We start from the raw sequence: 11,071 nt of genomic DNA, 5'->3' as shown, positions 1-11,071 counted from the left end.
TGGCGCTGGAAACGTGACCCGGCAGGATACCGGTTCCACCAAATGGGCAGAACCGGTGTCTTCTTCAGACGGTTGCGCCTTTCAGGCGGATGGCAGTGCCAAGGCTGCCCGCGCAAAGCCCGACCAGAATCGAGATGCCCAGTTCCACCGCTTCCACATGAGCAAACTGAAAGCCCGCAAAAACCAGCGTTTCCAGCATGCCGACAACGGCCCCCAGTGCCGCGCCCAACCACAGCTTGCGGGTCATCATTCCAAGCGCCAGCCCTAGTATGCCGGGCAGGCCCAGGACATTGGCGCCGATTGTTCCAAGTAAGTCTAGCATGTCCGTCCCCACATCAATTCGAGCTGTTGTTCAGAAACGCGCGAATGTCGTCGCCAGAGGCGGATGCATGTTCCTGCAGAACCTCGCCCTCCACGGCCTCGCTTATTTTCTGGTACTGTTCCAGATAGTTTGCGGGCAGATTATGCGCGATGCCCTGATGGCAGTCGATACATGTCATGCCGGTGTCAATGGCGCGCTGGTGTTCCGACGCGGCCCGTGTTTCCTGAATGGTAAAGTCCATGTAGTCGAAGTTATGACAGTTGCGGCATTCACGGCTGTCCGATTCCTTCATCTTCTTCCACACGGCCGAAGCCATGCTCAGGCGATGCGCCTCGTATTGCTCGGGTGTGCTGATGGTTCCGGCCAGCTCATGATAGACGTCTTTGACGGCCATGATCTTGGCTTTGATCTTGTGGCTCCATTCATCCGGCACGTGGCAGTCGGAACAGATCGCACGAACGCCGGAATGGTTGTTGTAATGGACCGTTTCGCGATATTCGCCCAAGTTCGTTTCCATCGTGTGGCACGAAGTACAGAATTCTTCGGTATTCGTCAGCTCAAGGGTCCAGTGAAATCCACCCCAGAACAGGATACCGGCCAGAAATCCGGCCAGGACAAGAAAGCCTGAACTGAACAGCACCGTCGGCGTCCAGATCGCGTTCCAGAGGCGACCAAGCAAGCCGCGGTTTTCAGGGGAGTCGGCCATGTCGGTGCTCCTTTCAGTCTTGCGTTGGATCAATTGCCGGCGGAGGGCTGGAACACGTTGTCGACCAGCGGCGGGGCGTCGGCCTGCGGTACGTGGCACTGGTTGCAGAAATACCGGGTTCCGGCGATCCGATCCAGTTCGCGGCCTTCGCGGTCCAGATAATGGGTCATCGACAGCGTCGGTGCGTTGCGGTCACCGGCTTTGGTCCAGTCATGGCAGGACAGGCACTGGTTGGTACGGATGTCGATCTGGTACTGTTCAACCGAATGCGGGATCAATGGCGGTTGCTGCCGGTAATTGCGCTGCTGCCGCCCTTCGACATTGCGGTGGATCTGGTCCAGCGGCACCGGCTCATCCACGTCCGCACCGCGCAGGGATTCAACCTGAGCAGATTGCGCGACGGCCCAACCGCTCAGCAATAATACGGGTAGAAGGGCAATTCCGCCTGTAACGATCGATTTTTTCATCTTGGCACTCCCCTAGATAGGTCTGGCGGCGCGCGGCTCGGGCGCGGCAACTGGATCGAAAGGTTGGACGACGTGGTCGTCGAACCGGTGAGTAAAGGTAAAGACGTCGACCGCGCAGACATCGATGCAGCGGCCACAATTCGTGCAGTCGGGTGACAGGATCAGCGGGGTACTTCCCGGTTTGCCCTTCAGCGCGGGCGAGATCACCTGATTTTCAGGGCAGATCGCGTAACAATCCATGCAGTCATCGCAGGCGGCGCGGTTTGTGGCGCTGATCCGCAGCAGGCTTTTTGCTCCGATCAGGCCATAGAACGCGCCCACCGGGCACAGGTGCCCGCACCATCCGTGGCGCGAGACGAAGACGTCAAAGACAAAGATGGCGGCGATCAGGGCCCAGACAAAGCCCATTCCAAAGACCAGCCCGCGATGCAGCATGGTGATCGGGTTGATCAGTTCCCACGCGATCATGCCGCTCAGACCCGAAACAAGCAGGACGGTTGCCAGAATCCACAGGCGCGTGCCGCGCTTTGGTTGCCAGCCCTTCGGCAGGTCCAGCTTGCGATGCAGCCAGTTGGCCGCATCCGTCACCGGATTGATCGGGCAGACCCAGGAACAATAGACCCGCCCGCCGATCAGCGCGTAGATCACCAGAACGATCGCCCCGCCGATCAGTGCCGTCACCTCGGGCCAGTGGCCTGCAACCATGCTCTGCAACAGGATGAACGGATCGGTCAAAGGCAGCACGTCCAGCGTCAGCGACCCGGCCAGCGTGCCCTGAACGATCCAGATGCCGAACCATGGGCCCAGCAGAAACAGAACCAGAAAGAACAGCTGGCTTGCACGGCGCAGCAGCAGATAGCGATGCGCGCCGATCCAGCCCTTGCTGGCGATGGCCTCGTGACCTGTGGGCATATCTGTGCGGGCGCTCATTGTCCCACCCCCGGCAGATCATATCCCGGCGCAAAGCCGCCGGGCGTGACCAGATTGTCCGTGCCCGGTCCGGGCAAACGGTCCGGCAGATCGATGATCCCCTCGACCACCGGCGCGCCTTTCGCGGCCTTTTCTTCCCAGCCCTTGCGGTAGTGCTCTGCCGAACTGCCCCGCGCCAGCCGGGCAGGCAGCACCTTGATGGCGGCCTCGGGCAGAACACAGCTTTTCTCGCACATGCCGCAACCGGTGCAGCGGTCGGCGTGGACGGTCGGGATGAACATCGCGTGATGGCCCGACCGCGTGTTGTGCGTGGTGTCCAGCGTGATCGCCTCGTCGATGACGGGGCAGACGCGGTAACAGACATCGCAGCGCAACCCGAGGAAGTTCAGGCAGTTCTCCTGATCGACCAGAACCGCGACCCCCATCTTCGCATCGTCGATATTGTCCAACGCGGGATCCAGTGCCCCGGTCGGACATGCGGCGACACATGGGATGTCGTCGCACATCTCGCAGGGAATATCCCGAGCGGTGAAAAAGGGTGTTCCCGTCGCCACCGCGTCCGAGCCCAACTCGGCCAGTTTCAGGGTATCGTATGGGCAATCCCGCACGCATAATCCGCAGCGGATGCAGGCCGACAGAAACTCCTTTTCCGGCAGCGCGCCGGGCGGGCGCAAAGCCTCGGCTGGCAGGGCGCGGGCGTCGCGGGCCAGATAGGCCAGCACCGTCCCGGCGACCACGCAGCCGCCCGCCGCCCGCGCCGAATCCTGCAGGAACCGGCGCCGCTGCGGCGAAAGGGGTTTGTCGGCAAAAGACATGAGGATTTACCCGTACGATCCTTGTTGCCTATGCGCGCTCGACCTTGCAGGCGCATTTCTTGAAGTCGGTCTCTTTCGACAGCGGGCAGGTCGCGTCCAGCGTCAGCTTGTTGGTCAGCTGGCCTTCATCAAACCACGGCATGAACACCAGACCGCGCGGCACCTTGTTGCGCCCACGGGTTTCGACCCGGCTGGTGACCTCGCCCCGACGGGTGGACAGAACAATCTCCTGACCCCGGCGCAGATCCCGATCCTTGGCGTCCTGCGGATGCATGTAAACCACAGCAGCGGGATAGGCGCGGTGCAGTTCTGGCACACGGCGTGTCATCGACCCCGAATGCCAGTGTTCCAGCACGCGACCGGTGCACAGCCACAGATCATATTCGGCATCCGGTTCCTCGGCCGCAGGTTCGTAAGGCGCAAAGATGATGCTCGCCTTGCCATCCTTCTTGCCATAGAACTTCACGCCCGCACCTTCGGGCACATAAGGGTCATAGCCTTCGCGGAAACGATACAGCGTTTCCTTGCCATCCACGACCGGCCAGCGCAGGCCACGGGCTTGGTGATAGGTTTCAAACGGAGCCAGATCGTGCGCGTGGCCGCGCCCGAAGTTGGCATATTCCTCGAACAGACCCTTCTGAACGTAGAACCCGAAATGCTCGGATTCGTCGTTGTCAAAGCCCTCGGCCGTTTCCGACAGCGGGAACTTGTCGACGCTGCCATTGGCGAACAGAACCTCGTACATGGTCTTGCCGCGATGCTCTGGCATGGTGGCCAGCAACTCTTCGCCCCAAACCTCTTCGACTGTAAAGCGTTTCGAGAATTCCATCACCTGCCACATGTCCGACTTGGCCTCGCCGGGTGCCTTGACCTGCTGCCGCCAGAACTGGGTACGGCGTTCCGCGTTGCCATAGGCACCTTCCTTCTCGACCCACATGGCGGTAGGCAGGATCAGGTCGGCGGACACGGCCGTGACGGTCGGGTAGGGGTCTGATACAGTGATGAAGTTTTCGGGGTTGCGATACCCGGGATAGCCTTCTTCGTTGATGTTCGGTGCGGCCTGCATGTTGTTGTTGCACTGCACCCAATAGGCGTTCAGATCGCCATCCTTCAGCTTGCGGTGCTGCTGCACGGCGTGAAAGCCGGGCTTGGCCGGAATGGTACCCGCAGGCACGTTCCAGGCGGTTTCACAAATCTTGCGGTGCTCGTCATTCATGACAACCATGTCGGCAGGCAGACGGTGGGCAAAGGTGCCAACCTCACGCGCGGTCCCGCAGGCCGACGGCTGACCGGTCAGCGAGAAGGGCGAGTTTCCGGGCTCGGAAATCTTGCCCACCAGCAGGTGCACGTTGTACATCAACGAGTTCACCCACGACCCGCGGGTATGCTGGTTGAACCCCATGGTCCACAGGCTCATGACCTTGCGGTTCGGGTCGGCATATTGCTGGGCCAGACGCTCCAGCTTGTCCGCCGGAACACCGGACAGTTCCGAAGTGTATTCCAGCGTGTATTCCGACACCGCCTCGGCATATTCCTCAAAGCTGATCGGTTCCATCTTGCCGACATTGGGGTTCGCGGCCTCTTGTTGCAGCGGATGATTGTCGCGCAGGCCATAACCGATATCGGTGGCTGTTTTGGTGATATTGACGTGGTTCTTGACGAACTCTTCGTTCACCGCGCCATTCTGGATGATGTAATTGGCGATATAGTTCAGGATCGCCAGATCGGTCTGCGGGTTGAACACCATGCCATTGTCGGCCAGCTCGAACGAGCGGTGCTCGAAGGTCGAAAGAACATGCACTTCGCATCCCGGCTTGGTCAGGCGCGTATCGGTCAGACGCGACCACAGGATCGGGTGCATCTCGGCCATGTTCGACCCCCACAGAACAAACGTATCCGCGTGCTCAAGGTCGTCATAGCAGCCCATAGGCTCGTCGATGCCGAAGGTGCGGATAAAGCCGACCACGGCAGAAGCCATGCAGTGACGCGCGTTGGGGTCGATGTTGTTCGACCGGAACCCGGCCTTCATCATCTTGGCCGCCGCATAACCTTCCCAGACGGTCCACTGACCAGAACCGAACATGCCCACGCTGGTCGGGCCTTTCTTGGCCAGCGCCTCTTTCCACTTGGCAGCCATGACGTCAAAGGCTTCGTCCCAGCTGACCGGCTCAAACTCGCCATTCTTGTCATATTCGCCGTTGGTTTTGCGCAAAAGCGGCGTGGTCAGGCGGTCCTTGCCATACATAATCTTGGACAGGAAATAGCCCTTGATACAGTTCAGACCCCGGTTGACCGGCGCATCCGGGTCGCCCTGCGTGGCGACTACGCGACCATCCTTGGTGCCCACCAGAACCGAACAGCCCGTACCGCAGAACCGGCAGGCGGCCTTGTCCCAGCGGATATCAGGCGCGGCGGCCTGAGCGCTGGCCGAACCAGCGGCCAGTGGGATGCCGGCAGCCGAGGCCGTGGCAGCCGCTGCGGACGCTTTCAGGAATGTACGACGGGATTCAGAGATGGTCATTGCATGGGCCTCCTGCTGGACGGTTGGCTTGGAGCATCAGGACGCGGAGCAACCTCCGCGGGATCTTCGAAATGGTGATAGGTCAGCGACAATGAGATCACGCCGGGGATCTGGTGCAGATCCATGATGGTTTCCGAGGCCAGCCGGTCGGCTGTATCCTCGACAACCACGACGAACCGGCCATCCTCGGCCTCCGCATGAAGCTCGACGCCATCGGTGCCGGTTATCGCCGCGCGCGCGGCGTCGGTGTGATCGGGGGCGATGTGGACAAGACAGCCACAGATATTCATTGGGTCACCTCCGGGTGCAAAGGGGCGGGGCGGTGCATCGTGATGGCCCCGGCAGGGCAGGCGGCAGAACATATGCCGCATCCGATACAGGTTTCGGTTTCAAGCGCCGGTTCAGCCCGCCCGCCCAGTTGCAGGCGAAAGCGGATGGCTTCCTGTTCGCAAGTGTCCTGGCACAGGCGGCAGCTCACCCCGTTCATCGACAGGCAGCTTGCGGCCTCGATCCGTGCGCGCCACGGCCACTCGGCCACACGCTCGGGCAACAGCGCCGGGGTCGGGCAGATTTCGGCACATGCACCGCATAAGGTGCAGCCGCCTGCGGAAAGATCCAGAACCGGAAAGCCGCTGTCGTCGAATGTGATGATGTCTTCCGGGCAGGCCCCGGCGCAGTCTTCACAGCCTGTGCACAGATCGGCAAAGCCTGTCACGCCCGCGCCCGGCGGTCGAATCGCATCAGGATCCTCCCGTAGGATACGTGCGCTCAGAAAAGCGCGTCTGCTGGTCAACTGGCTCATGGCTGGCGACTCGAGTGTGGATAGATTGGTTCGCGTCCTTACTTCCTAACTGCGCGAAGCAGCGCACGAATTGACCTATATCATGTTTTTCGCGAATATCATGTTCTTGGTGAATTTTCCTGACCCACCTGAGATTTGCGACCATGCGTCATACATTCAGCTCGACACGGGCTCCGATAAAATATCTCAAGATTTCAGCTACTTGGCTTTCGGGCGCCGCGCATATCGCAGTAGACAGCCCATCTGCGATCACCGCGTCAGGGGCAGAAACCGAAACCGTTCTGTCCCGGTTTGCAGGCCCGTCCGGGGTGATGATGTGGCCCAAACCCTGTCCCAGCTGCGTCCCCAGCGACGATGATGTCGCGACCGCGCGGTCACGCAGCGCGACCCGTTTCAAAACCCGCTGGTCCGGCGCGGCCAACCCGGCTTTCCAGGGCGTGCCGTCGCCACGCACACCCAAGGCGGCAACCTCTCCCATGTCGACCAGAACATCACGCAGGCCAAAGCCACGCAGCAGCGCAGCGATCCGATCCGTGATCGCTCCCTGGGCGATACCGTTCAGCGTCAGGGCCGACTGACCCGGCACCGGCAGTCGCACCGACGCGGCATCGAAAGACACCCGTTCCCAGCCCACAGCAGCGCGGGCGGCAGCCAGATCTTCGGGGCCAGCGCCTGTTGCCAAGGCATACCACAGGGGCTGAATGCTGGGGTCGAATGCGCCGCCGGATGCCTGATGCAGCGCACTGCTCAGGCTCAGCACATTCAACAGCTCAGGCGCGGGTTCGGTCAAAACACCGTCGCGGTTCAGGCGGCTCAGCTGTGACTGCGGACGGTACAGGCTGAAGATATCCTCCAGCCGGGTCACCTCACCCTCGACGGCGGCAATGATTGGTACGGCCTCGGCATCTGTCAGCCCGACCAGCCGCAGGCTGGCGGCAGCCCCAAGGGCGGTGCCGCGCCAGTGCGTGTCAAAGGCCATGGCCGGGGAGGCCGCACAGGCGGCCGAAATGATTAGAAATCGGCGACGGGACAGGGCGGTCATACGGGGGTCTCCAACTTCAGATCAAGATCGACCGGTCCAAGCACTTCGGCATCAGGAATGTCGGGCAGGCGCATCGCGGTCCCGCCATAGGTATCCGCGAAAACCTGGGCATCGGCAGGATCGGCAAAAGGCACCACTTCGCGCGCGCCCATGCCGCCGGCCACATCGGCACCAACCACAAAAGTCGCACCATCCGCAGCGATCCAGTTCGAAATCCCCGGCTGCCGCCAGCTTGGCGCAACGCCCATATCGCTGACATAGATGGCCGTGATATCCGCATCGCGCTCGGGGCTTTTCAGATAGGCCACCATGTCCCGCACCTGTGCAAAGAAAAGCGGGGCCGGATAGCCTTCCAGATGAACCTGCCCCTTGGGGCCGCCATGTTCGGCGACATTCATCTGGCAGAAATAGCTCAGCGCATCGGGTGTCAGATCGACCGGGTCGGGGGCCTCGGCCAGCTCTTCCTTGCAGGCCGCCAGTGCGAGCAATGCGATCAGGGCAAGACGTCTCATGGCTCAACCCTCCGGAAAGCCAGCCGGGCGAGGGCAAAGCCCAGCACCGGCCAGATCATCAGCGACGCGGGCGCGGCCCAGACCGGCAGGGCCTGTGCGGCCCCGGTCATGCCCGAAGCCATGGCCACGCCTTCCGTCGCGGCGATGTTCCACAAACGGAAAGCGTCGGCCGGGTTGGCCACCATCACCCATGGAAAGACGGATTGGGTGAAGGCGCCGCCCTTGTCCATGACGACGGCCCCCAACAGGCCCAGATCATAAAGGACGACAAAAACCAGCCAAAGCCCGGCCGACAGACCCGCCGCCGCCGTGGCGCCCCTCGCCAAAGCGGACAGCAGGTATCCAAGCGCCAGAAACACGGCGCCCAGCAGGATCGAGGTCAGGACAAGTCGCACCAGCGCCATCAGGCTTTCCGGCCCCGCACCACCAAAGTACGCGGCTACCGCACCTGCGGTGCCAAAACCGACGGTCATGGCAAAGGCCAGCGCGGCCAGATGGGCGCAGAACTTGCCCAACAGGATTTCCCCGCGCCCGGCCGGATAGGACAGCAGCAGCGACAGGCTGCCCCGGTCCACATCGCCCGCGATGGCATCGAAGGAAATCATCAGCGCCAGCAAAGGCGCAAGATAGACCGACAACGTGGTCATCGACGCGACAGATACGGTCAGCATATCGACACCCAATGTGCCGGTGGGCGCACTGCCCGCAAAGGTCAGCGCCAAGGCGAACAGCACCATGATCAGCGTGGCAACCAACAGCCAGCGGTTGCGACGCAGGATCAGCATTTCAGTTCGGGTGATGGCAAGGAAGCGGGTCATGTCCTCTCCTCCTGTGCATAGTGGCGATAAAGGTCCTCCAGCTTGGGCGGTGTCATTTCCACATCCGCCACCGCATCGCCCAACCCGGCGATCCGGCGCAGGGCCTCCATCTTGTCTTCGGGTGTGCAGAGCAGCTCAACGGACGCGCCGTTGATCCGGTTGCCGCCCAGTTCGGCGGCCAAGGCATCCGCATTGGCGCTGGCACGCACCTTCAGGCGGATCGGCAGCCCGGCCAGCGCCGAGAGGTTGTTCAGCGTGTCATCGGCGACCATCCGACCCTTGCGCATGATGGCGATCCGGTCGGTGCGCGCCTCAACCTCGGTCAAAGCATGGCTGGCAATCAGCACGGCGGTACCCTGCGCGGCCAATTCATCAATGATGGCATAAAGGTCCTGCCGCGAGATCGGGTCCAGGCCGGATGTCGGCTCGTCTAGCAGCGCCACTTTCGGCTGTCCCAGCAGCACCTGCGCCAGCCCCAGACGTTGCCGCATCCCCTTGGAATAAGCCCCGATCCTGCGATCCAATGCATCGCTCAGACCAACGCGCTCCAACAGGCCGGGCACATCGGCTTTTGACCCGGACAGTTTCGCAAACAGTGTCAGCTGCTCGCGCCCGGTCAACGCCGGGTGAAACGAGACCGCCTCGGGCAGATACGCCGTATCCTGTCGCGCCTGCGCGCTGCCAGGGGTGGCGTCCCCGATCCGAATGGCCCCGTCCCGAATGGGCGTCAGGCCAAGGATGGACTTGATCAGGGTCGACTTTCCCGCGCCGTTATGGCCCAGCAGCGCCACGCGCTGACCGGGGGCAAGGGATAGGGTGATATCGTCAAGAACGCAGGTTTTCCCCCGGTTCTTGCTGACATGGTCAATTGACAGGGCCTTATCCGTCATGAGGCACCTTTTTCATAGCTGGGGGTTCAGGGGCTTGCATCAATGGGTTGCTGTCCATCACACCCCCCGGCAACAAAGCCGGGAAGGCTGATTGCGACCAGCGCACCAGCTGCACGGCAGGCGAGCCGAGCAGCAATTTGGCTGCGGGTTGGGTCCACAGCACATGGTCCATACTGTCATTGGGTCGATAGGGGACATCGGCGATGCCATTGCCATCCACATCATAGGCGGCAAAATCGGACCAGTAGTTGCCGCGCCCGTCTTCGGACCACTCGACCCACTTGGTCGAGACATATTTCACCTGCGTCCGGTTGCCGATGAATGAATTGCCAACGATGCGGTTGCGTTCACTGCCAGCGGTAAAATGGATGCCGATGCCGCATCCCTCAAACCAGTTGTCGGTGAATTCGTTCTTGTTCGAGTTATAGAGGAAGGTGCATTTTTCCTTGGCACCTTTCACCACATTGCCGGTGATGACGCTCTTGTTGGCGTAATTCAGCATCACGCCATGTTCGCGGTCCCCGATCGAGACATTGTTGGCGACCCGCACATTGGTCGTGAACATCACCGCATAGCCCAGATCGTTGCCGATCGAGACATTGTCGCTGACGACCGAGTCGTCGGCATACATGTAGTGAACGGCAAACCGCAGATCGCGGAACAGGTTGCCGGTAAAGGTATTCTTCTTGGACGAGTTCACAAAGATCCCGTCGCGGCCATAGCGGATGTCATTGCCTTCAACCACCGCACCCGGCGCGTTCCAGACATAGACACCATTGCCACGCGCGTTCATGTGGCGATCCTGCCGCCCTTCAATCCGGTTGCGTCGTACGATGCTGTCCTTCGCACCGTGTATGTCGATGCCGTAAAGATTGCCCAGCAGCACGTTATCCTCGACCACCGGCGCGCGCGCCGTCTTGGTCAGCTGGATGCCGCTGTCGATCCCGTCATGATCCGAGCCTGATCCGATCACCGTAAGCCCGCGCAGGGTCACGCCCGGCCCGGTCACTGTGATCACGCTGCCTTGGCCTTGTCCGTCGATGGTGGCCTGTCCCAGCCCGTCGAGGGTCACGGGCCGGTCCAGAACCAACTGCTCGACGTAATCGCCGGGGCTCAGGCGAAGGGTGTCCCCATCCGCCGCCTGCGCCAGTATCTCGTTGATGGCCCCCGCCCGGTTGGGCACATCCCAGTCCGCCGCCCAAAGGCGCGAGCCGAGCAGGAGCGGTATGAGCAGGGGCCAACGCAT

Annotated in this window: 13 protein-coding genes; all 13 read right to left on the bottom strand. The window is 61.7% G+C overall.

What is annotated here, in order from left to right; all coding sequences use genetic code 11:
* Positions 1-64: 64 nt before the first annotated feature.
* Positions 65-322: a hypothetical protein gene (locus tag AC2FLU_RS19625; protein ID WP_480477417.1), complete on the bottom strand. Its 258-nt coding sequence runs from the start codon at positions 320-322 to the stop codon at positions 65-67.
* A gap of 13 nt (positions 323-335) precedes the next feature.
* Complete coding sequence (locus AC2FLU_RS19620; RefSeq protein ID WP_480477415.1) at positions 336-1,028, bottom strand: NapC/NirT family cytochrome c; 693 nt, start codon at positions 1,026-1,028, stop codon at positions 336-338.
* A 29-nt stretch (positions 1,029-1,057) separates the two neighbouring features.
* Positions 1,058-1,495: a nitrate reductase cytochrome c-type subunit gene (locus AC2FLU_RS19615; protein WP_480477413.1), complete on the bottom strand. Its 438-nt coding sequence runs from the start codon at positions 1,493-1,495 to the stop codon at positions 1,058-1,060.
* Between the two features lie 12 nt (positions 1,496-1,507).
* Positions 1,508-2,425, bottom strand: a complete 918-nt coding sequence (gene napH, locus AC2FLU_RS19610; protein WP_480477411.1) for a quinol dehydrogenase ferredoxin subunit NapH — start codon at positions 2,423-2,425, stop codon at positions 1,508-1,510.
* Positions 2,422-3,240, bottom strand: coding sequence for a ferredoxin-type protein NapG (gene napG / locus AC2FLU_RS19605; protein WP_480520461.1), 819 nt, complete (start codon positions 3,238-3,240; stop codon positions 2,422-2,424). Before napG ends, napH begins: the two co-directional genes overlap by 4 nt.
* Before the next feature lie 28 nt (positions 3,241-3,268).
* Positions 3,269-5,761, bottom strand: coding sequence for a nitrate reductase catalytic subunit NapA (gene napA / locus AC2FLU_RS19600; RefSeq protein WP_480520463.1), 2,493 nt, complete (start codon positions 5,759-5,761; stop codon positions 3,269-3,271).
* Positions 5,758-6,051, bottom strand: a complete 294-nt coding sequence (locus AC2FLU_RS19595) for a chaperone NapD (RefSeq protein WP_480520465.1) — start codon at positions 6,049-6,051, stop codon at positions 5,758-5,760. The genes napA and AC2FLU_RS19595 overlap by 4 nt, the downstream gene beginning before the upstream one ends.
* Complete coding sequence (gene napF / locus AC2FLU_RS19590) at positions 6,048-6,563, bottom strand: ferredoxin-type protein NapF (RefSeq protein ID WP_480520467.1); 516 nt, start codon at positions 6,561-6,563, stop codon at positions 6,048-6,050. Before napF ends, AC2FLU_RS19595 begins: the two co-directional genes overlap by 4 nt.
* A 148-nt stretch (positions 6,564-6,711) precedes the next feature.
* Complete coding sequence (locus AC2FLU_RS19585) at positions 6,712-7,605, bottom strand: FAD:protein FMN transferase (protein WP_496715861.1); 894 nt, start codon at positions 7,603-7,605, stop codon at positions 6,712-6,714.
* Positions 7,602-8,117, bottom strand: a complete 516-nt coding sequence (locus tag AC2FLU_RS19580; protein ID WP_480625443.1) for a nitrous oxide reductase accessory protein NosL — start codon at positions 8,115-8,117, stop codon at positions 7,602-7,604. The genes AC2FLU_RS19585 and AC2FLU_RS19580 overlap by 4 nt, the downstream gene beginning before the upstream one ends.
* Positions 8,114-8,935: an ABC transporter permease gene (locus AC2FLU_RS19575; protein ID WP_480625442.1), complete on the bottom strand. Its 822-nt coding sequence runs from the start codon at positions 8,933-8,935 to the stop codon at positions 8,114-8,116. The genes AC2FLU_RS19580 and AC2FLU_RS19575 overlap by 4 nt, the downstream gene beginning before the upstream one ends.
* Positions 8,932-9,825 carry an ABC transporter ATP-binding protein gene (locus AC2FLU_RS19570; protein WP_480559916.1) on the bottom strand — a complete coding sequence of 298 codons (894 nt, stop codon included), beginning with the start codon at positions 9,823-9,825 and terminating at the stop codon, positions 8,932-8,934. Before AC2FLU_RS19570 ends, AC2FLU_RS19575 begins: the two co-directional genes overlap by 4 nt.
* Positions 9,815-11,071, bottom strand: coding sequence for a nitrous oxide reductase family maturation protein NosD (locus AC2FLU_RS19565; RefSeq protein ID WP_496809440.1), 1,257 nt, complete (start codon positions 11,069-11,071; stop codon positions 9,815-9,817). Before AC2FLU_RS19565 ends, AC2FLU_RS19570 begins: the two co-directional genes overlap by 11 nt.

It is taken from the genome of Ruegeria sp. SAZD013 (genome assembly GCF_059612525.1).
Note: the sequence above shows the minus strand (reverse complement) of the source record. Positions and strands in the feature narration are given on the sequence as shown.